This window comes from Bradyrhizobium cytisi, from assembly GCF_008123515.1.
GTDB classification, from domain to species: Bacteria; Pseudomonadota; Alphaproteobacteria; order Rhizobiales; family Xanthobacteraceae; genus Bradyrhizobium; species Bradyrhizobium cytisi.
Window position 1 is genome coordinate 1 of sequence record NZ_VSSR01000082.1, and the last position, 26620, is coordinate 26620.

The 26620-nt window shown below is 64.7% G+C and carries 27 protein-coding genes and 2 pseudogenes; 11 read left to right on the top strand and 18 right to left on the bottom strand.

The annotated features are described in order from the left end of the window. A pseudogene (locus tag FXB38_RS43510) lies at window positions 1-1123 on the top strand (hypothetical protein); the annotation flags it as partial. Between the two features lie 172 nt (window positions 1124-1295). Here FXB38_RS43510 and FXB38_RS37990 read toward each other — a convergent pair. The 8 genes and pseudogenes from FXB38_RS37990 to sdhC all read right to left on the bottom strand — a co-directional run bounded on the left by FXB38_RS37990 (window position 1296) and on the right by sdhC (window position 8737). Further along, window positions 1296-1538, bottom strand: coding sequence for a hypothetical protein (locus FXB38_RS37990; protein ID WP_187435433.1), 243 nt, complete (start codon window positions 1536-1538; stop codon window positions 1296-1298). Window positions 1539-1609: 71 nt separating this feature from the next. Beyond that, a pseudogene (locus tag FXB38_RS45185) lies at window positions 1610-1772 on the bottom strand (VOC family protein); the annotation flags it as partial. Further along, window positions 1773-2597 (bottom strand): FkbM family methyltransferase, encoded by an 825-nt coding sequence (locus FXB38_RS38000; RefSeq protein ID WP_187435434.1) that lies wholly within the window; start codon window positions 2595-2597, stop codon window positions 1773-1775. Window positions 2598-2934: 337 nt separating this feature from the next. Further along, the gene (locus tag FXB38_RS38005; protein ID WP_148756055.1) at window positions 2935-5088 is read right to left on the bottom strand and encodes a hybrid sensor histidine kinase/response regulator; all 2154 of its coding nucleotides are present in this window, start codon (window positions 5086-5088) and stop codon (window positions 2935-2937) included. A 188-nt stretch (window positions 5089-5276) separates the two neighbouring features. Further along, window positions 5277-6059, bottom strand: a complete 783-nt coding sequence (locus FXB38_RS38010) for a succinate dehydrogenase iron-sulfur subunit (RefSeq protein ID WP_148756056.1) — start codon at window positions 6057-6059, stop codon at window positions 5277-5279. Window positions 6060-6083: 24 nt separating this feature from the next. Further along, complete coding sequence (gene sdhA, locus FXB38_RS38015; protein WP_148756057.1) at window positions 6084-7934, bottom strand: succinate dehydrogenase flavoprotein subunit; 1851 nt, start codon at window positions 7932-7934, stop codon at window positions 6084-6086. A 3-nt stretch (window positions 7935-7937) separates the two neighbouring features. Beyond that, window positions 7938-8312, bottom strand: coding sequence for a succinate dehydrogenase, hydrophobic membrane anchor protein (sdhD, locus tag FXB38_RS38020; RefSeq protein WP_187435438.1), 375 nt, complete (start codon window positions 8310-8312; stop codon window positions 7938-7940). 26 nt (window positions 8313-8338) lie between these two features. Beyond that, the gene (sdhC, locus tag FXB38_RS38025; RefSeq protein WP_148756059.1) at window positions 8339-8737 is read right to left on the bottom strand and encodes a succinate dehydrogenase, cytochrome b556 subunit; all 399 of its coding nucleotides are present in this window, start codon (window positions 8735-8737) and stop codon (window positions 8339-8341) included. A 507-nt stretch (window positions 8738-9244) separates the two neighbouring features. Between sdhC and FXB38_RS38030 the strand changes: the two genes are divergently transcribed. Next, a complete protein-coding gene (locus FXB38_RS38030) occupies window positions 9245-10105 on the top strand; it encodes a sulfite exporter TauE/SafE family protein (protein ID WP_148756060.1) in 861 nt (286 codons plus the stop codon). Between the two features lie 150 nt (window positions 10106-10255). Here FXB38_RS38030 and FXB38_RS38040 read toward each other — a convergent pair whose 3' ends face one another. After that, window positions 10256-11785, bottom strand: coding sequence for a malonate--CoA ligase (locus FXB38_RS38040; protein ID WP_148756062.1), 1530 nt, complete (start codon window positions 11783-11785; stop codon window positions 10256-10258). A gap of 95 nt (window positions 11786-11880) precedes the next feature. On the opposite strand from FXB38_RS38040, the gene FXB38_RS38045 reads away from it, so the two are divergent. The 4 genes from FXB38_RS38045 to FXB38_RS38060 all read left to right on the top strand — a co-directional run bounded on the left by FXB38_RS38045 (window position 11881) and on the right by FXB38_RS38060 (window position 15114). Next, on the top strand, window positions 11881-12642 hold the full coding sequence (locus tag FXB38_RS38045) for an SDR family oxidoreductase (RefSeq protein WP_148756063.1): 762 nt from the start codon (window positions 11881-11883) through the stop codon (window positions 12640-12642). Window positions 12643-12947: 305 nt separating this feature from the next. After that, a complete protein-coding gene (locus FXB38_RS38050; RefSeq protein ID WP_148756064.1) occupies window positions 12948-13502 on the top strand; it encodes a fasciclin domain-containing protein in 555 nt (184 codons plus the stop codon). Between the two features lie 184 nt (window positions 13503-13686). Further along, window positions 13687-14316 carry a cytochrome b/b6 domain-containing protein gene (locus FXB38_RS38055; RefSeq protein ID WP_148756065.1) on the top strand — a complete coding sequence of 210 codons (630 nt, stop codon included), beginning with the start codon at window positions 13687-13689 and terminating at the stop codon, window positions 14314-14316. 15 nt (window positions 14317-14331) lie between these two features. Beyond that, window positions 14332-15114 (top strand): molybdopterin-binding protein, encoded by a 783-nt coding sequence (locus FXB38_RS38060; RefSeq protein WP_148756066.1) that lies wholly within the window; start codon window positions 14332-14334, stop codon window positions 15112-15114. Here the strand turns inward: FXB38_RS38060 and FXB38_RS38065 are convergent. Then, on the bottom strand, window positions 15101-16300 hold the full coding sequence (locus tag FXB38_RS38065) for a YbfB/YjiJ family MFS transporter (protein WP_148756067.1): 1200 nt from the start codon (window positions 16298-16300) through the stop codon (window positions 15101-15103). The two genes, FXB38_RS38060 and FXB38_RS38065, sit on opposite strands and share 14 nt — an antisense overlap. A gap of 263 nt (window positions 16301-16563) precedes the next feature. Between FXB38_RS38065 and leuB the strand changes: the two genes are divergently transcribed. Further along, window positions 16564-17676, top strand: coding sequence for a 3-isopropylmalate dehydrogenase (gene leuB / locus FXB38_RS38070; RefSeq protein WP_148756068.1), 1113 nt, complete (start codon window positions 16564-16566; stop codon window positions 17674-17676). Between the two features lie 173 nt (window positions 17677-17849). Here the strand turns inward: leuB and FXB38_RS38075 are convergent, their stop codons facing one another. Continuing rightward, window positions 17850-18236, bottom strand: a complete 387-nt coding sequence (locus tag FXB38_RS38075; RefSeq protein ID WP_148756069.1) for a hypothetical protein — start codon at window positions 18234-18236, stop codon at window positions 17850-17852. A 156-nt stretch (window positions 18237-18392) separates the two neighbouring features. Beyond that, window positions 18393-19193: a hypothetical protein gene (locus FXB38_RS38080; RefSeq protein WP_148756070.1), complete on the bottom strand. Its 801-nt coding sequence runs from the start codon at window positions 19191-19193 to the stop codon at window positions 18393-18395. Between the two features lie 116 nt (window positions 19194-19309). On the opposite strand from FXB38_RS38080, the gene FXB38_RS38085 reads away from it, so the two are divergent. After that, entirely contained in the window at window positions 19310-20344 is a 1035-nt protein-coding gene (locus FXB38_RS38085; RefSeq protein WP_148756071.1) for an aspartate-semialdehyde dehydrogenase, read from the top strand. A gap of 195 nt (window positions 20345-20539) precedes the next feature. Here FXB38_RS38085 and FXB38_RS38090 read toward each other — a convergent pair whose 3' ends face one another. Continuing rightward, window positions 20540-21184 (bottom strand): carbonic anhydrase, encoded by a 645-nt coding sequence (locus FXB38_RS38090; RefSeq protein WP_148756072.1) that lies wholly within the window; start codon window positions 21182-21184, stop codon window positions 20540-20542. 110 nt (window positions 21185-21294) lie between these two features. Between FXB38_RS38090 and FXB38_RS38095 the strand changes: the two genes are divergently transcribed. Continuing rightward, on the top strand, window positions 21295-22176 hold the full coding sequence (locus FXB38_RS38095; RefSeq protein ID WP_148756073.1) for an HpcH/HpaI aldolase/citrate lyase family protein: 882 nt from the start codon (window positions 21295-21297) through the stop codon (window positions 22174-22176). A 23-nt stretch (window positions 22177-22199) separates the two neighbouring features. On the opposite strand, the gene FXB38_RS38100 is transcribed toward FXB38_RS38095, so the two are convergent. Next, entirely contained in the window at window positions 22200-22682 is a 483-nt protein-coding gene (locus FXB38_RS38100) for a hypothetical protein (protein WP_148756074.1), read from the bottom strand. Window positions 22683-22948: 266 nt separating this feature from the next. On the opposite strand from FXB38_RS38100, the gene FXB38_RS38105 reads away from it, so the two are divergent. Both FXB38_RS38105 and FXB38_RS43280 read left to right on the top strand, forming a co-directional pair. Beyond that, a complete protein-coding gene (locus FXB38_RS38105; RefSeq protein WP_148756075.1) occupies window positions 22949-23395 on the top strand; it encodes a hypothetical protein in 447 nt (148 codons plus the stop codon). Continuing rightward, entirely contained in the window at window positions 23362-23520 is a 159-nt protein-coding gene (locus FXB38_RS43280) for a hypothetical protein (RefSeq protein WP_187435435.1), read from the top strand. The genes FXB38_RS38105 and FXB38_RS43280 overlap by 34 nt, the downstream gene beginning before the upstream one ends. Here the strand turns inward: FXB38_RS43280 and FXB38_RS38110 are convergent. From FXB38_RS38110 to FXB38_RS38125, 4 genes are all read right to left on the bottom strand, one after another. Then, window positions 23517-24338 (bottom strand): LssY C-terminal domain-containing protein, encoded by an 822-nt coding sequence (locus FXB38_RS38110; RefSeq protein ID WP_148756076.1) that lies wholly within the window; start codon window positions 24336-24338, stop codon window positions 23517-23519. The genes FXB38_RS43280 and FXB38_RS38110 overlap by 4 nt on opposite strands. Before the next feature lie 297 nt (window positions 24339-24635). Further along, the gene (locus FXB38_RS38115) at window positions 24636-25421 is read right to left on the bottom strand and encodes a glycosyltransferase family 32 protein (RefSeq protein ID WP_148756077.1); all 786 of its coding nucleotides are present in this window, start codon (window positions 25419-25421) and stop codon (window positions 24636-24638) included. An 82-nt stretch (window positions 25422-25503) separates the two neighbouring features. Next, on the bottom strand, window positions 25504-26109 hold the full coding sequence (gene leuD, locus FXB38_RS38120) for a 3-isopropylmalate dehydratase small subunit (RefSeq protein WP_148756078.1): 606 nt from the start codon (window positions 26107-26109) through the stop codon (window positions 25504-25506). Window positions 26110-26188: 79 nt separating this feature from the next. Beyond that, on the bottom strand, window positions 26189-26587 hold the full coding sequence (locus FXB38_RS38125; protein ID WP_148756079.1) for a metallopeptidase family protein: 399 nt from the start codon (window positions 26585-26587) through the stop codon (window positions 26189-26191). Window positions 26588-26620: the final 33 nt, after the last annotated feature.

Consider the following 26620-nt stretch of genomic DNA (forward strand, 5'->3'; position numbering starts at 1 on the left):
GGTCGGGCCGGGACGCCCGCCTGCGGTGCCGCCGGCGGCGTGCCTGCAGGAGGTGTTCCGGCAGCCGCAGGCGCGCCGGCGGGCGGCGTTCCACCCTGACGTCCTGGAGGCTGCGTCACCGCGCCGCCAGGAGCCGGCGTTGCCGTCGGGGCCGGGGTCGGGGCGGCACCTGGAGCCGGTGTTCCTGGAGCCGGTGTTCTTTGAGCCGGTGTTCCCGGAGCTGGGGTTCCTGCAGCCGGCGGAGCGCCCGGACGTCCGGGCGGCGTCGTCTGGGTCCCACCCGGAGCCGGCGTGGCACCTGGAGCCGGTGACCCTGCAGCCGGGGGAGCGCCGGGGCGTCCGGGCGGCGGGGTGCCAGGCGCTGGGGTCGCGGACGGTGTGGGCGTGGTTGTCGGGGCAGCAGGTGTCGTGCCCGGGCGAGCTGCCGGCGCTGCGGGCGACGGAGTGGGCGTTGCGGTCGGGGCTGGCGTTGCCGCCGGCCCAGGCCGTGCCGCGGGGCCCGCTGAAGGTGGCGTGGCCGCAGCAGGCGGAGGCGGGGCAGCCGGACGCGCCGGTGCTGCGGCGGGCGGCGGCGGAGTTGGTGTCGGTGCATGCTGCTGCGGGGCCGCGGCCGGAGGAGGTGTCGGCGCATGTTGCTGCGGAGCCGCGGCCGGAGGCGGCGTCGGTGCCTTGGGTGCAGCAGGCGGCGGGGGCGGCGGAGGAGCCTGACGAGTCGCGGGCGGCGCGGCCGGGGGAGGCGGCGGCGTCGGGCGTGACGGCGCAGCAGCGGGCGGGGGCGCGGCCGGCGGATGCGGCGGGGCAGCCGCCGGCGGCGGTGCGGCCGGCGCCTTTGGCGCAGCAGGTGGGGCAGCAGGTGGCGGCGGCGCTGCCGGGCGCGCGGCGGGCGGCGGGCCCTTTGGCGCTTCCTTCGGAGGCTGCTTCGGTTTTCCGTCAGGGCCCAATTCTGGCTGGGCCTGCGCGACCACGAGCGGCGGCGCGGTTTGCGCATGCGATGCGGAGCTTGCGAATTGCATCGCGGTCAGGGCCGTCGTGGCAAGCAGCACGAAACGAAGGTTGGTCATGTGGTTCAACTTCCCCGGAAGGTTCTTTGACGAAGTCTTGGTTTGACGGAGTCTTGGTTTGACGAGGTGTCGGTTTGACGAAGTGTCGGAATGAACGGCTACGCGTTAGGCTGCATTGTGGCGGGCGAAGACATTGCGTCGCGATTTATTTCTGCATGCAAATCATCTCACACAAGCAACGTTCATTGCGCATTCAGGCGCAGCTTGCAATCGCCCCACATATGATCGCTCGCCTCACATGTGATCCTGCGACGAATTGGCATCCGTCGCGGGATTGGGTTTGGTCGGTCCATTCGGTCCGCGCGAGGGAATCTCTTCCGGCATCCGCCCGGGCAATTCATCGGGCTGCGGTGATTCGCCGGGTTCGTGCACCGGCGGCGTGATTTCAGGCTGCGGATTGCCCGGCGGAATTCCCGGCGGCGGCTCGGTGGGCGTGCCGGGTGTCGATGGTGGTATCTCGGGCGGTTCGATCGGCATCGGCATCATCGAGACCAGTTGTCAGGAGAACGACAACGATGATGCCGTGCCAATGTTCCCTGCGGCCTGCGCTATTCCGGCGCGTGACAGACCGCCTCGATGTTGTGGCCGTCGGGGTCCAGCACGAAGGCGCCATAATAGTTCGCGTGATAATGCGGGCGAAGGCCCGGCGCCCCATTGTCGCGGCCCCCGGGCGGACATCGCGGCCTTGTGGAACGCGTCGACGGTCGCGCGTCAGCGTGACAGGAACGTGTTGCTTCGTGTCTTGCGCGCGATCGCAAAGCCGCGCGCGACCATGTCGGCGATACAATCTTGCTGCCATTCGTTTTGGGACAGATGCTCGATCACGACCGCGCGCGGCCACAGCGATGGCGGCGCGTCGCGGAAGAAGCCGATCAGCACGCGGTCCTCAAAACCTTCGACGTCGATCTTGAGCGAATCGACCTGCGTGACGCCGGCCTCCTCCAGAATGCGCGTGAGCCGCAGCGACGGCACCTTGATCGCATCACGGCTGGCGGCGCCGGTGACGACGTGCGTGGCGCCGAGATTGCCGCCGCCGCTTTCGATCATCAGCTCGCCGTCGCTGTCGCCCGCGGCGGCCTGCACCAGGCGCACCTGCATCGCGTTCGATGCGGCGTGATTGAAGGTGAGCCGTCCGAATGTCGTCGGATGCGGCTCGATCGCCACCACCTTGCCGGTGGGGCCGACCTGCCGCGCCATCACCAGCGCAAAAGTGCCGACATTGGCGCCGACATCAATGAACGTGCCGCCGGCCTGCGTGTGCTGGCGCAGGAAGTCGAGCTCGTCGAGATTGTAGTCGGGATTGAACAGCGCACCGCGTTCGGTCGCGCTGCCCTGGTGATAGAAGCGGAACGAGGCGCCCTGATATTGCACGTCGATCGGGCCGCCGCGCAGCAAATTGACCAGCCGCGACATCCACGGACGGAACGCGCCGCGCTTCAGCCTCGATCCCTGCGCAAGGCGAATGATTGCGGCCTGTGCTGCGTTCGGCGCAAACGCGCCGAACGGCGCAGATGAAAGGGCATTGTCGGGCGTCAAGCAGGCGATCCTCGTTGCAGGCGGCGCATGCATAGCCGGTTTTGCCGGGGACTCCAACGCTCCATCACAGCTGTCGTCCCGGGGCGCGAAGCGAGCCCGGGATCCATAACCACAGGGAGCCGTGTGGCGCGGGAATCCCGCTCCGGGTCTTGGCCAAACTATGTCCTGCGGGTATCGCGACGAGCGCAAGCGCTCGCGCGGGGATCCCGGATCTGCGCTCCGCTTCGCTGCGCTTGTCCGGGATGACGGAGAGAGGTCACGCCGCCTTTTTCGCCACCGGCTTGCGCAAGGGCAACCGCAAGCTGCTCGGCCGCTTCGTGCGTGCGGCAGGGTCCGGTCACTCCGCGGCGCCGTCGCGCACCCGTTTCAGCCGCGCTGCGTGGTGCAGGAGGCGCGACAGCTCTTCGATCGAGTAGGGCTTTTGCACGAGATCGAAGCCGGCGACGCCGCCTTGCGACAGCGCCTCGCTATAGCCCGTGGTCAGCACGATCGGCACGCTGATGCAGCGATCGCGGATCGCCTGCGCGAGATCGAGGCCGGTCATCCCTGGCATGACGACGTCGGAGAATACGACATCGAAGCGATCGGGGTCGCCGACCAGCTCGGTGAGCGCGTCGGTGGCGTTGTCGACCAGCGTGATGCTGTAGCCGAGCTCGGTCAGGCCGTCGGCGGCGAAATTGCCGAGCTCAATATTGTCCTCGACGACCAGCACCGACATGCCGCTGCCCGCCACGGCCGGTGCGGTGGTCGGCGCCTGGCTTCGGGGCAAGAGATTCGCCGGCACGCGCGGCAGATAGAGCAAGAAGGTGCTGCCCTGGCCGACCTCGCTCACGACGGTTACCTCGCCGCCGGATTGCCGGGCGAAGCCGAACACCTGCGACAGGCCGAGGCCGGTGCCCTGCCCGACCCGCTTGGTGGTGAAGAACGGCTCGAAGATGCGGCCCAATTGTGCGGCGGGAATACCGATGCCGCTATCGCTGACGGCGACGCAGACGAACCCAGGATTTTTCAAGGTCTGGCCGCCCGAGAGCTGCGCGAGCGTGTCCGGAACATTCGTGGCCGCGTGCACGGTGAAGACGATCCGGCCCTTGCCCTGCATGGCGTCGCGCGCGTTGGTCGCCATGTTGATGATGGCCGTCTCGAACTGGCCGGCATCGGCATTGACCAGGCAGGGCTCGGCCGGCAGCCGCGTGACGATTTCGATTGCCGGTCCGAGCAGTGTGGCGAGCATGTCGCGCAGCGACTGCATGCGATCGCCGATGTCGAACACTTCGGGCTTCAAGGTCTGGCGCCGCGCGAAGGCCAGGAGCTGCGAGGTCAGCTTGGCGGCGCGCGCGACCGCCTCCGCAATCGCCGTGATGTAGCGCTGCCGCCGCTCGTCGCTCAGTTGCGGCCGGTTCAGGAGATCGACGGACGCACGGATCACGGTCAGGAGGTTGTTGAAGTCGTGCGCGACGCCGCCGGTGAGCTGGCCCAGCGCCTCCAGCCGCTGGCTGTGCTTGAGCGCCTCCTCGGCTTCGCGCCGCTTGGCCGCCTCGGCCTGGAGATGCTGGGTGCGCCGGAAGGCGAAGGCCAGCAGGATGAACAGCAGCGCGGTGGCGGGTACGCCGAACACCAGGTGCTGGCTCATGGTGGCAAGCCAGCGTGCGCGGATCGCCGAGGTCTCCAGGCCGGCGCTGACATAGATCGGATATTCGGCGACGCGCCGGTAGCCGATGCGCCGCTCGATCCCGTCCGAGGGCCAGGCGATGGTCATCAGTCCATGATCGGGATGGGCTGCGATGCTCCGGCCGACTGCGCCGTTCGGATCGAGCCGGAACTCGCGATCGAGCCGCGGGAAATGCGCCAGCAGCACCCCGTCGGTGCGCCCCATCGCGAAGAAGCTGCCGGGATCGGTGCCGATCCTCGCGTAAAAGCTCTCGAAATATTCCGGCAGCACGGACGCCTGGATCACGCCGGTGAAGCTGCCATCGACGGAGTTGCGGCGGCGACTGACGCCGAAGAAGCGCGCGCCCTGGTAGGGTGGCCGCGGCGTCAGCGAGGCGCCGATGAAGGTGCCGATGCTCTGGTCGACATGGGCGTAGAAGTAGTCGCGGTCGGCAAAGCTCAGCTCCGGCGGCGGTGACACCAGGCTGTTGACCAGCGACTTTCCGTTGGCATCGAAGATCCAGGCCGATTTGAGCTGCGGCAGCGCGTCGGTCAGCTGCTTCAGGCGCCGGTGCAGCGCCGGTTCCCGCGACCGGATGACATCGTCGGGAAGGTCGCGCACGACCTCGTTGAGCTCGGCGAGGCTGCGATCGATGGTCTCGAACACCTTGAGTGCGTGTTCATGGGCGACATCGAGCGTGCGCTCGATCTCACGGTCGGCGATGTCGAGCGTCGAATTGTAGGAGATGATGGAGGCGATGGCGAACAGCGCAATGGGCAGCGCCAGGGATGCGGCCATCATCCACTGCAACAGTCTCAGCGAGTTGCGTTGTGCGCCCTGCACGGTCGCTCCGGTCCCCCGGCCGGAAGCTTACTAGACTCTCTCGCTGGGAAGGAAGCGTCTTGTGGTTTGAACCGGAGGTTGTAGCTTGCCGATTCGCCCGCGGCACGGGTTGGGGTGAATTTTACCCAAAATCGCCCCGCGGCAGAATGTCCCGGGCATTTCGGCCCGGGATCGCAGCATGAAGGCGCCTAGATCTGGCGCTCGACCATCTTGAGCTTGAGCTCCGCGATGGCCTCTGCCGGGTTGAGGCCCTTCGGGCAGGCCTTGGCGCAGTTCATGATGGTGTGGCAGCGGTAGAGCCGGAACGGATCCTCGAGATTGTCGAGCCGCTCGCCGGTGGCCTCGTCGCGCGAATCCGACACCCAGCGGTTGGCCTGGAGCAGCGCCGCGGGACCGAGATAGCGGTCGCTGTTCCACCAATAGCTCGGGCAGGAGGTCGAGCAGCAGGCGCACAGGATGCACTCGTAGAGGCCGTCGAGCTTCTCGCGGTCCTCGTGGCTCTGGCGCCATTCCTTCTGCGGCGTCGGCGAGGTCGTCTTCAGCCACGGCTCGATCGAGGCGTACTGCGCGTAGAAATTGGTGAGGTCAGGAACGAGGTCCTTCACCACCGGCTGGTGCGGCAGCGGATTGATCTTCACCGCGCCGTCCTTCACGTCGTGCATCGAACGCGTGCACGCCAGCGTGTTCTGGCCGTCGATGTTCATGGCGCAGGAACCGCAGACGCCTTCGCGGCAGGAGCGGCGGAAGGTCAGCGATGGGTCGATGTGGTTCTTGATCCAGATCAGGCCGTCCAGCACCATCGGACCGCAATCATTGGTATCGACGTAATAGGTGTCGACGCTCGGATTCTTGCCGTCGTCCGGATTCCAGCGATAGACGCGAAATTCGCGAAATTCGGTCGCGCCCGGGGGCTTCGGCCAGGTCTTGCCGCCTGATATCTTGGAGTTCTTCGGAAGTGCGAATTCAACCATTTCGATAAGGCTTTCGCTGTTCGCTCAGTACACGCGCGCTTTGGGCGGGATGTACTGCACGTCGTTGGTCATGGTGTAGTCGTGAACCGGGCGGTACTCGATCTTGACCTTGCCGTTGTCCTCCAGCCAGGCCAGCGTGTGCTTCATCCAGTTCTTGTCGTCGCGCGCGGAGAAGTCCTCGCGCGCATGCGCGCCGCGGCTCTCGGTGCGGTTGGCGGCCGAATTCATCGTCACCACCGCTTGCGCGATCAGATTGTCGAATTCGAGCGTCTCGACGAGATCCGAATTCCACACCAGCGAGCGGTCGGACACGGCGATATCGGTGATGCCGCTGTGGACCTTCTCGATCAGGTTCTGGCCTTCGCTCAGGATGTCGCCGGTGCGGAACACGGCGCAGTTATTCTGCATCACGTGCTGCATGCCTTCGCGCAGCTTTGCCGTCGGCGTGCCGCCGGAGGCGTAGCGGTAATGGTCGAGGCGGCCGAGCGCGAGGTCGGACGAGTTCGCCGGCAGCTCGGGCTGCTTGCCGTTCGGCGTCAGCTTCTCGGCAAGACGCAGTGCAGCCGCGCGGCCGAACACGACGAGGTCGATCAGCGAGTTCGAGCCGAGGCGGTTGGCGCCGTGCACGGAGACGCAAGCGGCCTCGCCGATCGCCATCAGGCCGGGGATGATCGCGTTATCGTCGCCATCCCTCTTGGTCAGCACTTCGCCGTGATAGTTCGTCGGGATGCCGCCCATGTTGTAGTGCACGGTCGGCACGATCGGGATCGGCTCGCGCGTCACGTCGACATTGGCGAAAATCTTGGCGGATTCGGAGATGCCCGGCAGGCGCTCGGCGAGCACTGCGGGATCGAGATGGTCGAGATGAAGGAAGATGTGGTCCTTCTTCTTGCCGACGCCGCGCCCCTCCCGGATCTCGATGGTCATCGCGCGCGAGACGACGTCGCGTGACGCCAGGTCCTTTGCGGACGGCGCATAGCGCTCCATGAAGCGCTCGCCCTCGGAGTTGACGAGATAGCCGCCTTCGCCGCGCGCGCCTTCGGTGACGAGGCAGCCTGAGCCGTAGATGCCGGTCGGGTGAAACTGCACGAACTCCATGTCCTGCATCGGCAGGCCGGCGCGCAGCACCATGCCGCCGCCGTCGCCGGTGCAGGTGTGTGCCGAGGTGCAGGAGGCGTAGGCGCGGCCGTAGCCGCCGGTCGCGAGGATCACGGTCTGGGCGCGGAAGCGGTGCAGCGTGCCGTCATCGAGCTTGAGCGCGACGACGCCGCGGCAGGTGCCCTGGTCGTCCATGATCAGGTCGATGGCGAAGAACTCGATGAAGAACTCGGCCGCGTGGCGCAGCGACTGGCCGTACATCGTGTGTAGCATGGCGTGGCCGGTGCGGTCGGCGGCGGCGCAGGTGCGCTGCGCCTGGCCCTTGCCGTAGTCCATGGTCATGCCGCCGAACGGACGCTGGTAGATCTTGCCATCCTCGGTGCGCGAGAACGGCACGCCCCAATGCTCGAGCTCGTAGACCGCCTCGGGCGCGTTGCGCACCATGTATTCGATCGCATCCTGGTCGCCGAGCCAGTCCGACCCCTTCACGGTGTCGTACATGTGCCACCGCCAGTCGTCCTTGTGCATGTTGCCGAGCGAGGCCGAGATGCCGCCCTGTGCCGCAACCGTGTGCGAGCGCGTCGGAAAAACTTTGGTGATGCAGGCCGTCCTCAGGCCGGCCTCGCTGCAGCCGACCACGGCGCGCAGGCCCGCGCCGCCGGCGCCGACCACGACGACGTCATAGGTGTGGTCCTCGATCGGATAGGCTTTTCCGTTGGTGGCGGGAGCGGCGTTGCCCTTGCCATTCGTCTCATTGGCCGATCTTCCGGTTGTCATGGATTACACTCCGGATGAAAGTTGGAGAATCGCGTAGATCGAGGCGAGCGCAACCGCGGCCGCGAAGAAATTGTTGAGCATGATCGAGATGAGCTTCAGCTTCTCGTTATGCACGTAATCCTCGATCACGACCTGCATGCCGATCTTCATGTGCCAGGCGCTGGCGACGATGAAGAGCAGCATGATGATGGCGACCGGCAGCGAGCCGAGGATCTGCTTGGCGCCGGCCTGATTGCGGCCGAGCAGCATCATGATGATGACCAGCACCGGGATCATCAGCAGCGTCATCGCCACCGCCGTGAGGCGCTGGCGCCAGAAGTCGGATGTGCCGGAATGCGCAGCGCCGAGGTTGCGGACGCGGCCGAGCGGAGTGCGCATGCTGCGCTTCGGGGTATCGGCTGTGCTCACCGTCCACCTCCGATCGCGTAGGCAATGATCCAGACCAGCACCGTTAGGGCGATGCCGCCGATCAGTGCGCCCCAGGTCAGCGCTTCACGCTCATTGGCCTTGAATCCATAGCCGAGATCCCAGACGAAGTGCCGGATGCCGCTGAGCATATGGTGCATCAGCGCCCAGGTGTAGCCGAACACGATCAGCCGGCCGATGATGCTGCCGGTGAAGCCCTGGACGTGGGCGTAGGCGGCAGGGCCCGAGGCGGCTGCGATCAGCCACCAGGCCAGCAGCAGGGTTCCGAAGTACAGGGCAATACCGGTGGCGCGATGGACGATGGACAGCGCCATCGTCAACGTCCAGCGGTAGACTTGCATGTGTGGTGAAAGCGGTCGTTCGATCCGTGCGGTCATGGGCTTTTGATGTCTATTGCGGCCCAGCAGGGGCACGCGGGGATCGCGAAAGGTCGGCTCTATTTACGGAGTCGATTTGGCCTGCGCAATCACCAAATCGACATAAATCGAACCATCGTTCAGCTCTACGGCGTTGATGCGACAAGCCAATCAGGGGCTTGGTATACCACTGCGATGGTGCACCGGCCAAGGATAGAATACAAATTCATCCTTTGTGCGACCGTCGAGGCGCATTGAAATCACTATTGGAACGGCTCCAAGCCGCCGACCGGCTGCCACCGTTCGAACCAGGCAGTTCATGATGTCCGGCACCGCGCGGCCGGACGATGCGCCCTTTCCAATTTCCGCCTTGCGCATCGATTTTCCGTCAGGCGGCGGACATGCGCACCCTGCATTCCACCCCAGCCGGGAGGCGTGGCGTGTCGACCATGCAAATCGGATCGCCTACAGATTGTTGCGCAGCTCATTCCGAACGGACGAACCGGAGAAGCTGCGGGGCAGGTCCGGGTGATTGCAGGTCTCGATATCGCGGAAATCGTGGAGCTCGCGCTGCTGCTGATCGCAGTCGGCGCGCTCTCCGGATTTCTCGCCGGTGTGTTCGGCATCGGCGGCGGCGCGATTCTCGTGCCGGTGTTCTACGAATGCTTCCGCCTCGCCGGCGTGCCGCTCGAGGTGCGCATGCCGCTCTGCGTCGGCACCTCGCTAGCCGTCATCATCCCGACATCGATCCGTTCGTTCCAGGCCCATTACAAGCGCGGCGCGGTCGATATGTCGATCCTGCGCGTGTGGTGGCTGCCGATCCTGATCGGCGTCGTCGCCGGCAGCGTGGTCGCGCGTTACGCGCCGGAGCGGCTGTTCAAGATCGTGTTCGTTGGCGTCGCCTGGTCGGCCGCCGTGCGCCTGATCTTCGCGCGCGAGACCTGGAAGCTCGGCAACGATCTGCCAGAAGGGCCGTTGATGCGCATCTACGGCTTCTGCGTCGGCATTTTATCGACGCTGATGGGCATCGGCGGCGGCCTGTTCTCGAACCTGCTGATGACGTTTTACGGCCGGCCGATTCATCAGGCGGTCGCGACCTCGTCGGCGCTCGCAGTGCTGATCTCGATCCCCGGCGCGCTTGGCTACGTCTATGCGGGCTGGCCGGCCGCGGCGACCTATCCGGCCGTTGCGGCCCTGCAAATCCCGTTTGCGCTCGGCTATGTCTCGCTGATCGGCGCCGTGCTGGTGATGCCGATGAGTCTTGTGACCGCGCCGCTCGGTGTGAGAGCTGCGCACGCCATGTCGAAGCGCACGCTCGAAGTTGCGTTCGGCTGTTATCTGTTTATCGTCGGCAGCAGGTTCGTGATGAGTCTCGTGGGCGGACAGTAGTCGCCACAAAGTCCGTCATTGCGAGCGCAGCGAAGCAATCCAGAATCTCTCCGCGGCAGCAGTCTGGATTGCTTCGTCGCATCAGCGCAAAATTGCTTCGCAATTTTGTCGCGAGCTCCTCGCAATGACGGCGAGAGAGCAAAAGCCCCCTCATTTCTTCGCGTAAATATCCTTGTAGATATCCCGCAGCACGTTCTTCTGCACCTTGCCCATGGTGTTGCGCGGCAGCTCGTCGACGACGAACACGCGCTTGGGCATCTTGAACTTTGCCAGGCGCCCGTCGAGTGCCTTCAGCACCGCGGCTTCGCTGACGTCGGCACCCTTGTTGCAGACCAGCACCGCGGTGACGCCCTCGCCGAAATCGGCATGCGGCACGCCGATCACGGCGGATTCGATCACGCCGGGCATGGCGTCGATCTCGCTCTCGATCTCCTTCGGATAGACGTTAAAGCCGCCGGAGATCACGAGATCCTTGCCGCGGCCGAGAATGTGGACGTAGCCCTTGTCGTCGATCTTGCCGAGGTCGCCGGTGATGAAGAAGCCGTCGGGACGGAATTCGGACTTGGTCTTCTCCGGCATGCGCCAATAACCTTTGAAGACGTTCGGGCCCTTGACCTCGATCACGCCGATCTCGTCGCGCGGCAGCTCCTTGCCGGTCTCGGGCTCGGTCACGCGCACGGTGACGCCGGGGAGCGGCAAGCCGACTGCGCCGGGCACGCGCTCGCCGTCATAGGGGTTCGACGTGTTCATGTTGGTCTCGGTCATGCCGTAGCGCTCGAGCACAGCATGGCCGGTGCGCGCCGACCATTCGCGATGGGTTTCGGCCAGCAATGGCGCCGAGCCCGAAATGAACAGCCGCATGTGTCTGGTCGTCTCGCGCGACAGCGCGGGGTTCTGCAGCAGCCGCGTATAGAACGTCGGCACGCCCATCAGCACCGTGGCGCGCGCCATCAGCTTGATGATAAGGTCCGGATCGAGCTTCGCCAGGAAGATCATCGACGCCCGCGCAAACAGCGTCACGTTGGTCGCCACGAACAGGCCGTGGGTGTGGTAGATCGGCAGCGCGTGGATCAGCACGTCCTTGTCGGTGAAGCGCCAATAGCCGACCAGCGAGAGCGAGTTCGACGCGAGATTGTCGTGGCTGAGCATCGCGCCCTTGGAGCGGCCGGTGGTGCCCGACGTGTAGAGGATCGCGGCGAGATCGTCGTTGGCACGCGAGACCGTCGCAAACTCGCTGCTCGCCGTCGCTGCGGCATCCGTCAGCGAGCCCTTGCCGTCAGGTCCAAGCGTATCGACCTTGGCCTTCACCTTGGCGGCGATCGGGGCGAGGCCGTCGGCCTTGGAGGGATCGCAGACCACCAGCGAGGGCTCGGCGTCGCCGATGAAATAGTCGAGCTCATTCAACGTATAGGCGGTGTTGAGCGGCAGGTAGACCGCGCCGGCCCTGACCGTGCCGAGATACAGCACGATATTGGCGACGGATTTTTCCACCTGCACCGCGACGCGGTCGCCGGGCTTCACGCCGCGCGCGACCAGCACATTCGCCATCTGCCCGGCCCGCGCGATCAGATCGCCATAGCTGATACGGGCGCCGTCCTGCGTCTCGATGGCGAGACGCGCAGGGTTATCCAGGCCGTCGAACAGGCGGGAAAACAGATTGGCGTTGGCTGCTTGGTTCATGCAAGATTTCCTCGACCGCAAGATTGACAAGGCCGGTCAAAACCGAGGGCTGGATTAGCAAAAACCGCCCCGAAGAAGCAACGGAGACAGTTGGCATGGCAAAAAACGGGAAACGCGTGGCTTGGGTGACGGGCGGCGGCAGCGGGATCGGGGAGGCCGGCGCCGAGGCGCTCGCGGCCGACGGCTGGATCGTCGTGGTCTCCGGCCGCCGCAAGGATGCCCTGGAGACCGTGGCCGCGAAGATCACCAAGGCGGGCGGGGTGGCCGAGGCGCTGGCGCTGGACGTGTCAAGCGCCACTGAGGCTCAGAAGGCGGCCGATCACATCGCCACGAAGCACGGCCGGATCGATCTGCTCGTGAACAATGCCGGCATCAATGTCCCCAAGCGGAGCTGGAAGGACATGGAGCTGGACGGCTGGGACAGGCTGGTCCAGGTCAATCTCAACGGCGTGCTCTATTGCATGCGCGCGGTGCTGCCGACGATGCGCAAGCAGCAGGACGGCTCGATCATCAACGTCTCGTCATGGGCCGGCCGCCACGTCTCGAAAATGCCGGGCCCGGCCTACACCACGACCAAGCATGCGGTGCTGGCACTGACCCATTCCTTCAACATGGACGAATGCGTCAATGGCCTGCGCGCCTGCTGCCTGATGCCGGGCGAGGTGGCGACGCCGATCCTGAAGCTGCGCCCGGTGGTGCCGAGCGCGGAGGAGCAGGCGATGATGCTGCAGTCCGAAGATCTCGGCCGCACCATCGCCTTCATCGCGTCGATGCCGCCGCGCGTCTGCATCAACGAGCTCCTGATCAGCCCGACGCATAATCGCGGCTTCATCCAGACACCGTTGAGCAGGGATTGAGGCGCGGTCGGAGCCCCGAGTTCGTCATTGCGAGCGAAGCGAAGCAATCCAGAAATGTATCGGCGGAGGTAGTCTGGATTGCTTCGTCGCAAGGGCTCCTCGCAATGACGGCGGAGCCACTACACGAACTCCCCCGCGCATAGTTTCACGCATCACGATAAATTATTGCTCGAAACCGTTTCGCAGACGCTCCCGTAGTTCGGACCAACGACGCGTGACTGCTTCACGTCAAACTGTCGCAGGCGCCGTTGTTGCCCCAACGCAAAATCCGGCAGTCGCCGGCCACAATCATCGGGAGTTTCTCCATGTCGAAGCGCATTGCCTATCTCACCGCCGCCGCCTTCAGCGCGCTGGCCATCACCGCGACAATCATCGCGCCGGCCCGCGCCGAGGAAAAGACCGTCATGGTCGGCGGCGCCGCGATGTTCCCCTCGAAGAACATCGTGCAGAACGCGGTCAACTCGAAGGACCACACCACGCTCGTGGCGGCGGTGAAGGCGGCCGGCCTGGTGCCGACGCTGGAAGGCAAGGGCCCGTTCACGGTGTTCGCGCCGACCAACGCCGCCTTCGGCAAGCTGCCGGCCGGCACCGTCGACACCCTGGTCAAGCCCGAGAACAAGGCGACCCTGACCAAGATCCTCACCTATCATGTGGTGGCCGGCAAGCTCGAGGCTTCCGACCTCACCGACGGCAAGAAGCTCAAGACCGTCGAGGGTGAGGAGCTCACGATCAAGAAGCAGGACGGCAAGGTCTGGATCGTCGACGCCAAGGGCGGCACCTCGATGGTGACGATCTCCAACGTCAACCAGTCCAACGGCGTGATCCATGTGGTCGACACCGTGCTGATGCCGGCGGCGTAACACCGCGAGGTCCGGTTTCATCCCCCAAACCGGATGCGACGAAACGGCGAGCCGGGGGGTGCCCGGCTCGCTTTTTTGTGACCACCAGAGTCCGGCGGTATCGATTCGATGCCCGCAGGGGCGTAACGAAAGCGGAAGCATCGGCGTATAATCGGCATCAGACGACGTTCAGGACGGAACCATCATGGCAAGCCTCACAGTCACCGACGAGCACGTCGGGGCCACCCCGGCCAAAACGATCCAGCCGGTCTGGGTCCGGGTGATGCACTGGACCAACGCCGTCGCGATGATCCTGATGATCCTGTCGGGCTGGCAGATCTACAACGCCTCGCCGCTGTTCGGTTTCAGCTTCCCGCGCGGATACACGCTGGGCGGCTGGCTCGGCGGCGGTCTGCTCTGGCACTTTGCGGCGATGTGGCTCCTGATGATCAATGGCCTCGCCTATCTCATTACCGGTTTTGCCACCGGCCGCTTCGCCAAGAAGCTGCTGCCGATCACGCCATCTGGCGTGCTCCACGACGTCCGGGCTGCCCTGACCTTCAAGCTCAGCCATGACGATCTCAGCGTCTACAATTACGTGCAGCGTGCGCTCTATGCCGGCATCATCGTCGTCGGCGTGCTGATCGTGCTGTCCGGCCTGTCGATGTGGAAGCCGGTGCAATTGCATTGGCTGGTGACGCTGTTCGGCGATTATCCGACCGCGCGCTACGTCCATTTCTTCTGCATGGCCGCGATCTGCGCCTTCATCGTCATTCACGTGCTGCTCGCGCTGCTGGTGCCGAAGAGCCTGCGCGCGATGATCATCGGTCGCTAGAGAGGGAGAGCAGATATGGCCAAGCGTTCATTCCTGATCCCCGGCGTCGACAAGCGGCTGCTGATCAAGGACTCCCTCAAGACCATGCCGGATGTCACCCGCCGCCGCTTCATCGCGGGCGGCGCCAGCCTCGGCGCGCTGACCTTGCTCACGGGCTGCGACGTGGTCGATTCCTCTTCCGCCGAAGCACTGCTGGCGAAGGTCTCGAAGTTCAACGACGCCGTGCAGGATTTCATCTTCAATCCCGACGCGCTGGCGCCGACGTTTCCCGAGAGCGCGATTACAAAGCCGTTCCCGTTCAACGCCTATTACGATCTCGACGACGCTCCGGACGTCGATGGCGACGCCTGGAAGCTCGAGGTGCGCGGCCTCGTCGACGACAAGAAGTCGTGGACGCTGCCGGAGCTCTACAAGCTGCCGCAATCCACGCAAATCACCCGTCACATCTGCGTCGAGGGCTGGAGCGCAATCGGCAGCTGGACCGGCACGCCGTTGCGCGATTTCCTCAAACTGATCGGCGCCGACACGCGCGCGAAATACGTCTGGTTCCAGTGCGCCGACAAGGACGGCTACAACTCGCCTTTGGACATGCGCACCGCGCTGCATCCGCAGACGCAGATGACGTTCAGATACGCCAACGAAATCTTGCCGCGCGCCTACGGCTTTCCGATGAAGATCCGCGTGCCGACCAAGCTCGGCTTCAAGAACCCGAAATACGTGGTCTCGATGGAAGTCACCAACGACTACAAGGGCGGCTACTGGGAAGACCAGGGATATAATTCGTTTAGCGGGAGCTAGGTGTCGGCCCCACCTTCCGCTGGCACAACGCCGCCACCGCCCCCAACGCCAGCAACCCCGCCGAGACATTCAGCGCGTAACTCAGGCTCCCCAGCGCATCCGTGATCGCGCCGACCACGATCGGCCCGAGCGTCTGGCCGACGCCGAACGAGATCGTCATCGCCGCGATCGCGCGCGGCCACACCTCGGGCGGATAGTTGAAGCGGACAAAGGCCGTCGTCGAGCCGACCACGGCGAAGAAGGCGACGCCGAACACCACCGCCGAGGTTGCGAGCCACGCCGTCGAGTGTCCGAGCATCGGCAGGCCGGCGCCGATTGCATTGGTGCCGAGGATGATCGCGGTGGCGAGACCGCCGCGGTCGAGCGCGAGCACCCGACGCCAGGCCCAGGGCGTCACGAACGCACTCATGCCGATCAGGCTCCAGAACCCAGCCTGCGCCGCGGCTCCGCCGCCGCCGTCGCGCACATAGGCGATCATGAAGGTCATGTAGGCGATGTAGCCGGCGCCGAACAGGAAATAGGCGGTGAGATAGATCAGCACGGGACGAATCGCGAAGGCGGCGTGGCTGCCTTCGTGGAAACGCGCGCCGCTCTCGATCCGGACCAGGAACAGCGGCACGGTCATTGCGGCCGACAGCAATGTCAGCGCCCACCACACCATCCACCACGAGCCCGGCCCGAAATGCTGCAGGGTGAACGGCGCGATCAGCCCGGAGGAAAGAATGCCGATGCCAGGGCCGGCATAAAAGAGACTCAGCAGGAAATTGGCCCGCTCCGGGCGCGATTGCGCGATGGTCGCGGCCAGCGCGCCGCCGGCGACGAAGCCCGCCGCGGCGCCGACACCGAGCACCAGCCGCGCCAGGCTCAGCGCGATGAAATTGCCTGTCAGCGCGCAAGTGGCGAGTGCTGCGACGCAGGCCAATGTTCCGCCGCGGATCGCCGTCGCCCAGCCGACCCGCTGGATCAGCCGGGACGCAGCCAGCGCGCCCACGAGGTAGCCGACGGCGTTGATGGTGTTCATGAAACCGGCCGCCGAGTAGGACCAGCCGAGGTCCTCCCGCATGTCAGGCAGCACCAGGGCATAGGCAAAGCGGCCGATGCCGAGCCCGACGGTCGCGGCCAGCGACAGGGTCAGGATCAGCCGCGCGGGATGTGCGTCGGGTGGATGGCGGTCAGGAGCGTGCAAGGGGTTCTCCGGCCGACGCAGTGTGGCAGGCCCCGCCCGCCTTGCACAGCGGCGCGGCGGCAATGGTGTCTTGCCAAGCGCGCAACGCCGCTCTAGCACTCCCGCCGACCTGTCATTCCGGGGCGCGCCTCTTGGCGCGAGCCCGGAATCCATTCCGCCACTTGCTCTGTGGCCCGATGGATTCTCTGATGCGCAATTGCGCATCGTAGCTCGCTCGCTTTGCTCGCGCCCCGGAATGACAGAGGATCAAGAAGGAAACGACCATGGCGACCCACAAATTGCTGCTGCTCCCCGGCGACGGTATCGGCCCCGAGGTGATGGGCGAGGTGAAGCGGCTGATCGATTGGCTCAATTCGGCCGGGATCGCCAAATTCGAGACCGATACCGGCCTCGTCGGCGGCTCGGCCTATGACGCCCACAAGGTGTCGATCTCCGAGGGCGACATGGCCAAGGCGCTGGCCGCCGACGCCATCATCTTCGGCGCGGTCGGCGGCCCGAAATGGGATGCGGTGCCCTACGAGGTGCGCCCCGAAGCCGGCCTGCTGCGCCTGCGCAAGGATCTCGCCTTGTTCGCCAACCTCCGCCCGGCCGTGTGCTATCCGGCGCTGGCGGACGCGTCGAGCCTGAAGCGCGAGGCAGTCGAAGGCCTCGACATCGTCATCGTGCGCGAGCTCACCGGCGGCGTCTATTTCGGCGAGCCCAAGACCATCACCGATCTCGGCAACGGCCAGAAGCGTGCCATCGATACCCAGGTCTACGACACCTATGAGATCGAGCGCATCGGCCGCGTCGCCTTCGAGCTTGCCAGGAAGCGCAACAACAAGGTGACGTCGATGGAGAAGCGCAACGTCATGAAGTCGGGCGTGCTCTGGAACGAGGTCATGACCCAGGTCCAAAAGCGCGAATACCCTGACGTCACGCTCGAGCACCAGCTTGCTGACTCCGGCGGCATGATGCTGGTGAAGGCGCCGAAGCAGTTCGACGTCATCGTCACCGACAATCTGTTCGGCGACATGCTGTCCGACATCGCGGCGATGCTGACCGGCTCGCTCGGCATGCTGCCCTCGGCCTCGCTCGGCGAGGTCGACGTCAAGAGCAAGAAGCGCAAGGCGCTGTACGAGCCCGTGCACGGCTCGGCGCCTGATATCGCGGGCAAGGGCCTCGCCAATCCGATCGCGATGATCTCGTCGTTCGGCATGGCGCTGCGCTATTCCTTCGACATGGGCGCGCTCGCCGACAAGGTCGACGCCGCCATCGCCGCCGTGCTCGCCAGCGGACTGCGCACCGCCGACATCAAGTCGGAAGGCACCACCGCCGCCTCGACCACGCAGATGGGCGAAGCGATCCTGAAGGAATTGCAGAAGCTGCACGCGTAAGGCTGCATCGCAATCGTAGGGTGGGCAAAGCGGAAGCGTGCCCACCATTCTTATTGAGACTGCGCAGAGATGGTGGGCACGGCGCAAGGGCGCCTTTGCCCACCCTACAAGATCTCGCAAAACAAAAAGGCCGGGCGTGAGCCCGGCCTTTTGATTCGGTCGCGACGTCCGCCTCAGTAGAGCGGGAAATTCTGCGGATAGCCGCCGAGATCGGCCGGCGTGGGCAGCGGCTGGCGATCGATCGGGCGGTTGTTGTTCTCGCGGGCGAAGGTCGGATAGCCGACGGCCGGCGGGAAGGCGTAGTCGCTGAACTTGCGGTCGCCCGGATTGACCTCGGTGCCGCCGTCGAGCCAGGAGCGCTTGCTCACATAGATACGGGTGCGGCCTTGCTGGTAGACCGCATTGGGGCCGCTCGGACCGTAAACGGGCCGGCCGCGATCGTCATAGCGCTGCTTGGTCCTGGTATCGGCCGAAGCCGGTGTCGCGAAGGCCATCGCAACCACGGCGCCCGCCGCAAGCAACGTCGCCAGTCTGTTCGCGGCAAAAAAATTCGAGCTCATCACGTCCCCTTCAGGCGGCAAGCCGCCAGTCGATTTCACCCCATACTAGCCCGGCCGGGGCGGTCGCAACTAGGTCAATTCAGTCACACCACGCCGGAATAATCGTGCGTGCCGGCAAAAGTTGCATCGATACCAGTGACTTGAGCTTGATGCCGGTCAAAGCGCGCCGCGCAATTGTGCGTTGGCGGCGCCCAGCAGCCAGTCGGCGGAGCCTTGGGAGGAGCCTTGGGAATCGCAGGCGCGGCGCTTCAGCTCCGCATGGGCGAACAATTCCGCGAGCTTTGGCTCGTTGCCCGAGGCGAGCTGCGTCAGCCGGTTCAGGGTGCAGGCGATCGCCGCCCGCCGGGCCGGCATGGTGTCGCCCTGGCAGGAGAAGCCGGAGATCTGCAGCGCAGGCTCCTCGTTGCGCTTGAGGTAGCTGAGGCACGCCGGCGTCCCATCCGCTGTGCCTGATGGCCGGAACAGGGCGACGGGTCCGAATTTGGTGTCGATCAGGCCGGCCTGCTCGAGCGCGGTCGCCGCACCCAGGCCCATCTGGACGGCGAGGCCCGCGGTCGCCGGCCGCGTCACGTCGAATTCGCTGCCTTCCCGGTAGATCTCGAGCTCGGCCACGGGCTTGTCAGCATCGCCGGTCCAGCGCATCACGTCGCGGCGACCGCCCTCAGGATGCCGTAGGATGGTGTAAGAGGCTGTTTTCTCGGATGAATCAAGCCGGTTGAGGGCAAAGGCCGGGTGCGAGCGCTCCGCGACAGCCCAGCCGGGCTTTTCCCCGGGCCCATCGTCGCGCAGATCCGGCAGCTGGCCGAGACCCGCAAGCGCGAGGATGGCAAACAGGGCAAGCGTCCCCACATAGGCAAGCAGGCGCGCCAGCGTGCCGACGACCTCGTCGGCGAAATTGGCGAGCGCCAGATGGATCTGGGTGGGGGTTGCGGCCGTGCCGGCCTCAGGCGACTGCATCCACGGCCTTCAGGCATGGTCCAACGTTGTCTTGAGGCCGGTTCTCGCATAGAAGCGCTGCTCTTCCTGTTTAAGCGTCAGCTTCAGGAACGGGCTTTTTCATCGGAGAGTGAACGATGGGTTACAAAGTCGCAGTCGTCGGCGCGACCGGCAATGTCGGACGGGAAATGCTCAATATCCTCGATGAGCGCAAATTTCCTGCGGACGAGGTCGTGGCCCTGGCGTCACGCCGCAGCATGGGCGTCGAGGTCTCCTATGGCGACCGCACCCTGAAGGTCAAAGCGCTCGAGCATTACGATTTCTCCGACGTCGACATTTGCCTGATGTCGGCGGGCGGCGAGGTGTCGAAGGAATGGTCGCCGAAGATCGGCGCCGCCGGCACGGTCGTCATCGACAATTCCTCGGCCTGGCGCATGGATCCGGACGTGCCGCTGATCGTGCCGGAAGTGAATGCCGATGCCACCAAGGGCTTTACCAAGAAGAACATCATCGCCAACCCGAACTGCTCGACCGCGCAGCTCGTGGTCGCGCTGAAGCCGCTGCACGACAAGGCGACGATCAAGCGCGTCGTGGTCTCGACCTATCAATCGGTGTCGGGCGCCGGCAAGGACGCGATGGACGAGCTGTTCTCGCAGACCAAGGCCGTCTACACCAACCAGGAGCTGGTCAATAAGAAGTTTCCCACGCGCATCGCCTTCAACGTCATCCCCCACATCGACGTCTTCATGGAGGACGGCTACACCAAGGAAGAGTGGAAGATGATGGCGGAGACCAAGAAGATTCTTGATCCCAAGATCAAGCTCTCCGCCACCTGCGTGCGCGTGCCGGTGTTCGTCGGCCACTCCGAGGCCGTCAACATCGAGTTCGAGAACCCGATCAGCGCCGACGAAGCGCGCGACATCCTGCGCAAGTCGCCGGGCTGCCTCGTCATCGACAAGCAGGAGGCTGGCGGCTACGCCACGCCGTATGAAGCGGCCGGCGAGGACGCGACCTATATCAGCCGCATCCGCGAGGATGCGACGGTGGAGAACGGCCTCGTGCTGTGGTGCGTGTCGGACAACTTACGCAAGGGCGCCGCGCTCAACGCGATCCAGATCGCGGAAGTCCTGATCAACCGCAAGCTGATCAGCGCGAAGAAGAAGGCGGCGTAAGGCTTCGCTCACTCCTCTCGTCGTCCCGGATTTGCGCTTACGCTTGTCCGGGACGACGATCGCATTTGAGGCGGCAGTCCGTAGGGTGGGCAAAGCGAAGCGTGCCCACCACTTTCGTAACAACCGGAAAAGATGGTGGGCACGGCGCGTTGCGCCTTTGCCCACCCTACGAATTCGAGCCAAGCCGCGGAAGGCTTACGCCGCGTCGCGCACGCTTCTGAATTCCTTCGCCGCCTGGTCCAGCACGAACAACGTTCCCTCCGCGACGCCGAAATAGGCGCCGTGCAGCTGCATCTCGCCGCTCTCGGCCGCCTTGCGCACGAACGGGAACGTCATCAGGTTCTCCAGGCTGCGGAACACTGCGGCTTTCTCGATGCGCTCGACGAATTGCGCCATGGTCTCGTGGTCGCGCTGCTCGACCACCTCGCCCGGCTTGATGAACATCTGCATCCATTTGCCGATGAAATCGCCGGGCGTCAGCGGCTCGATCTTGTCGACGAAGGCGCGGATGCCGCCGCATTGCGCGTGGCCGAGGACGACGATGTGCTTCACCTTGAGCACCTTCACGGCATATTCCAGCGCGGCCGAGACGCCGTGCGCGTTGCCGTCGGGTTGATACACCGGCACCAGGTTGGCGATGTTGCGGACCACGAACAATTCGCCCGGGCCGACGTCGAAAATGGTCTCCGGCGCGACACGGCTGTCGCAGCAGCCGATCACCATCACTTCCGGGAACTGTCCCTTCACCGACAGCTCGCGATAGCGGTTCTGCTCGGCCGGCAGCCGCTGGGTGGCGAAGGCGTGGTAGCCTTCCAGCAAATGCTTCGGGAACGCGATCATGGCCTATGCCTAATCATATACCGATAGCGCGAACAAGCCTTTCGAATAGGCAGGCCAGGTGCTATCGGCTTCGGCCATAATAGAGACGAGCAAACCGGAAGGAACGTCGCATGACCCGCCCGCGCCGCAGCCATTTGTTCATGCCCGGCTCCAACCCTCGCGCCCTCGAGAAGGCGCGGATTCTCCCCGCCGACGGCCTGATCCTGGACCTCGAGGATTCCGTCGCTCCCGACGCCAAGGCGGTGGCGCGCGACGGCATCGCCGCCGCGATCGCCGCAAAAGGGTTCGGCAAGCGCGAGGTCCTGATCCGGACCAACGGCCTCGACACGCAATGGTGGGCCGATGACGTGGCGATGGCGGCCAAGGCGTCGCCCGATGGCATCCTGGTTCCGAAGGTCTCAAGTATCGAGGATCTCCAGACCATCGGCCGCCATCTCGCCGAGCTCGGCGCCGCGCCGACGGTGAAGGTCTGGGCCATGATCGAGACCGCGCGCGCGGTGCTGCATGCCGAGGAACTGGCCGAAGCCGGCCGCGATCCGAAGACGCGACTCTCCGGCTTCGTGTTCGGCCCGAACGACATCTCGCGCGAGACGCGGATCAAGATGCTGCCCGGCCGCGCCGCGATGATCCCGATGATCACCCATTGCATCCTGGCGACGCGCGCCCACGGCCTCGAGATTCTCGACGGCCCCTACAGCGACATCAACAATCCCGACGGCTTTGCCACCGAATGTGCGCAAGGCCGCGATCTCGGCTTCGACGGCAAGACGCTGATCCACCCCTCTCAGATCGAAGCCTGCAACGCCATCTTCACCCCGCCCGAGGAGGAAGTCGCGCGCGCCCGAAAGATCATCGCAGCGTTCGAGCTGCCGGAAAACGTCTCGCGCGGCGCGATCCGGCTGGATGGTGCGATGGTCGAGCGCCTGCACGCCGACATGGCGAAGCGCACGATCGAGATCGCGGACGCGATCGCGGCGATAGGGAAGGGCTGACATTAGCTGCGGTGTCGTTGCGATTAATCGTAGTCACAACGTGCCGGCCGCGGAGTCCCCGGCTCGCCACGGCTGGCTTGCTCGCCGGTGACGGGCGCGCAGCCAGGTGGGAGCGATCGTGACAACAGGAATTCTGGTGCGGGGCAAATATCTTCGCTGCCCGAGACCAACTTTCCCGCCTTGAACCGGCAAGCGCGCTTGCGTGGATCGGGGTCGTGCTCAGACCAAATACGAATGGGGTCGCCGGCGACCACTTCAGTGTACGAAAGAACGAACCACTTTTCCTTGATCTGCAACATCGTGAGTTGGCAACCGGAGTAGTCTGGCCCGATGTCTTTGGCGCGAGGGTAAATGCGCATCGCCATGCCGTGAGCTGTATCTTCTCCCGCACCGGCGGGTGGCTCGGCGAGATCGCAGTTCTTGCCTTGAGGCCGCGCTTCTGCGGCATGACCAATTCTGGGCGACAGAAGCAGGAGGAGGGCGAGGGCAACAGCAGAGGCTCTCATGACGTTAGCAGTCTCCCGAGCCACTCGGCGGCGCATGACCAAGATTGGCGACATTATTGATGACACTGGTCCGTGTCGGCAGCAAGAGTTGACGCCGAAGTGGCTGAGCGGACGATTGTGATCGCAGATGCAATCGCGGCGATGAGCAAGATTATTCGCAAACGGAATGTCCGCTTTCTGACGGCGGGTGGCAATCTGGGACTTGCCCGCTGCTTCGGCGATGTGGCTTGCTTGGCCTGGACGAACCAGTCGCAAGGAGCCAATGTATGCAGGTCGTGCTCTACATGTCCGCGCTTGCTCTGTGGATCCTAGTGGCATGCATCATTTGGTGCGCGGCAGGCCTCATGTTTCTGGTTCCGCGAACGCGCTCTTCGGCATGGCCGATATCGCTGGCGATGGCCTCAACATTTCCCTTTGTATTTGCCTATCAAATCGTGGCGTCGCCGGCCGTCATCCTGCTGCTGTTGTTCGCCGCGGCGCTCAGTTGGCTTATCGAGCCTGGCGCCTCAACGACGCAAAATCCGGTCATTATAGGAGTGGCGATCCTCGTAGCTCTTGCCTCGGTAATTGTCGTGCTTGTTGCGTCCGTTGTCGGCTTCTTTGACGGTTGGCGAGCGGGCTGGAGGCTTGCTCGTGGCCGCTCGATCAAAGAGACCTTGTCGGACACGATCGCAGGGAAATGCTTCGACCGCTTGAGGCCGCGGCATACCTAGAAGGCTTTGGACTGCAATGCGGCGCGATCCGGCTCGACTGCGCGATGGTAGGGCGTCTGCGCGCCGACATGGGGCGCCGCACGATCGAGATGGCGGACGCGATCGCGGCGATGGGCAAGGCCTAGGGCGTGCCTTCGGCTTTCTGAGCGATGCCGTGCCATATGGCATCTTTCAGAGCGATGAGAGATGGCGGTGGAATGGTCGGCGGATCCGCAGGCCCATTTGCTGCTCCCGGCACCAGGACGGCAACGTGTATCTCGCCATCCGTGTAGTAGGGGTCGCCACCCCCGTTTCGGCCGAACAGAGTTGGGCCTATGCCCGAGATCTGAAAGAAACTGCCGACGACACGTGCCGCGCGCAAGTCGGCCATCAAGAGATCTCGCTCGGCATCGATGCTGGCCGCGATGTGATGGGTGACTTGTCCCGTGTCGTGGCTCAGGCCGACGCCCCGATCGAAAGTCGCCGAACCGAGCCAAACCGGGCGACCATCATCGCCCTTCTCAAGGGCCTTCCAGAATCGAACATGATTTCGCCGATCGGCGCTGCGCCCTGCCGGCTTCTCGAAAGCATATTGCTCCTTCTTTCCAAGATAGTAGAGCGGGCTGACGGGGGCGCTACGATATGGCCGATCCAGCACCACGCTTCCGATGATCTCGATGCTCGAGCGCAGCGTCACAGCATCGGCCGCAAACCATCCGGCCGCATTCATTGCGCGGACGACGTCCTCGTCGTTGCCAACAAGTCCAACGTTCAGGGGATCAGCAGGGATATCGTCCGACGTCCTGGTGATCATCGGCAACGAAGCGAGCCCAGCTTCGTGCTCGTGGTGAATCCACAAGGTGGGGACCAGAATGTAAGCCAGGGCCAGATAGGCGAACAGGATAACAGCCAAGCGGTAAGGCCATCGCCGTTTCCTCGTCCCGTCCTTGGCAAAATTAGTCATGCGATATCGTTCGAGCCAGGATACTCGACACCATACCAATCCGGCTCACTCAGTTACAACGCTTATCGGACCCGCGTTAGCGCGGCGCGACGTCGGCGCGATCGAGTGAGCATTTGCTGCAGTTCGTGGCGTTGGCGATCGATCTCGTGTCCCGGACGCGCTGCAGCGTTCCCGGCGATGCGAAGCATCGTCCGGTACGCTGCAGCGCAGAGCCGGGACCCATCTCGCAGTGTTGCTGGGTCCCGGCCCTGCGGAGCGGCACTTCGCGCCGCACCGCGTCCGGGACACGAGGGAGAGCTACGAAAACCGTTCCGTCGCCCACGCATACAGGCTGCCCGGGATCGGCTTCTCGCCGCCGCGGCCCTTGGGCGAGATGTGCAGGCCGATGATCTCGGGGTCGGTGACGAGGCCGAGATAGCTCGAAGGATCGAAGAACAGCTTTGGCTCGGCGTGCACGGCGTAGAACGACTGCTTCGGCAGCGCGCATCTCAATTCGCCGGTGCGGCGCGCGAGCGCGGTCAGTGCCGCCGGCCCGAAGATCGCGACACGAATATCGGAAAGACGGTTCGAGCCGCCGCGCAGGCGGCGCATCAGGAAGGTGATGCGGTGGCGTACCGACAGCCAGTTCGGCGTCAGCTCCTCCTGCTCCATCAGCTCTTCGAAGGCGGCGACGATGCCGTGCTGCGGCGGCAGATAGATCACGGAGTTGCCGAGCTGGCGCGGCCGTTCCCAGGCGAAGTACGGTTTTGCCGGATCGATCATTGCGGGCTTGAGCAGCAGCACGTCGGCATCGAGCCAGAGGCCGAGGCCTCTTGCCATCAGCTTCATGCGGAAGAAGTCGCTGAACTGCAGCGTGGTCCAGTCGCGCCAGCTGCCGTCCGGCTGCGGCGGCCGCAGCCGTTCGGAGAAGGCGTGCGGCAGGATCGCTTCGGCGTCGGCATTGCCGACGCCCGCCGGAAGACCGGGAATGGTGTCGAAGCTATAGACCGTGACCTTGTGGCCGGCAGCCAGCTGCGAGCGCAGACAGGTCTGGCGCAGCGCGTCCATCGGGCCATGCCAGAAGGTGACGATCTCGGGCAGCATAAGCGGAAGCTATAAGGGATATCGCGGGCAAAGAAAAAGCCCCGGCGCCGATGACGCCGGGGCTGAAACCAAAACTTGAGGCTTAGGCCCAGGCGCGCTCGCGCTTGAGCTTGTCCTCGTAGGTGTCGATCGAGGCCTTCTTCTCCATAGTGAGACCGATGTCGTCGAGGCCGTTGATCAGGCAGTGCTTGCGGAACGGATCGATCTCGAACTTGACCGTGCCGCCGTCGGGACCGCGGATCTCCTGGTTCGGCAGGTCGATCGTCAGCGTCGCGTTGGCGCCGCGCTCGGCGTCGTCGAACAGCTTGTCGAGGTCTTCCTGGGAGACGCGGATCGGCAGAATGCCGTTCTTGAAGCAGTTGTTGTAGAAGATGTCGCCGAACGAGGTCGAGATCACGCAGCGGATGCCGAAGTCGAGCAGCGCCCAGGGCGCGTGCTCACGGCTCGAGCCGCAGCCGAAATTGTCGCCGGCCACCAGCACCTTCGTGTTGCGATAGGCGGGCTGGTTGAGGACGAAATCCGGGTTCTCGCTGCCGTCGTCCTTGTAGCGCTGCTCGGAGAAGAGCCCCTTGCCGAGCCCGGTGCGCTTGATGGTCTTGAGGTACTGCTTCGGAATAATCATGTCGGTGTCGACATTGATGATCTTCAGCGGCGCCGCGACGCCTTCCAGCGTAGTGAACTTGTCCATGGTTGCGCTTCCCGAGAGTGGTTAGGGACCGCGTATTTATCGCGATCGGGGGTCGAATCCTAGGCCGAATTCGGCAGACCTAGTCTGCCCGAGCCTCGATCGCCGCCATATCGTCGTCCGAGAGGCCGAAATGGTGGCCGATCTCGTGAATCAGGACGTGACGGACGATATGGCCGAGGCTTTCGTCGTGCTCGGCCCAGTAGTCCAGGATCGGCCGGCGGTAGAGCCAGACCATGTTGGGCAGCCGCGCCACGTCGCCAAAACTCTGCTGGGGCAGGCCGACGCCCTGGAACAGGCCGAGCAGGTCGAACTCGCTGTCGCATTGCATCTCGTCCAGGACCTCCTCGGTGGGGAAGTCATCGACGCGGATGATCAGGCCTTCGCAAAGGCCGCGGAATCCCGCCGGCAGGCGCTCGAAAATGTCGTGCGCCGTCACCTCCATCTCGGCCAGCGAGGGTGCTTTCAGGTCCGTCCACATGGGTTGTTCTTAGCGCGGGTTCCGCAGCGATGC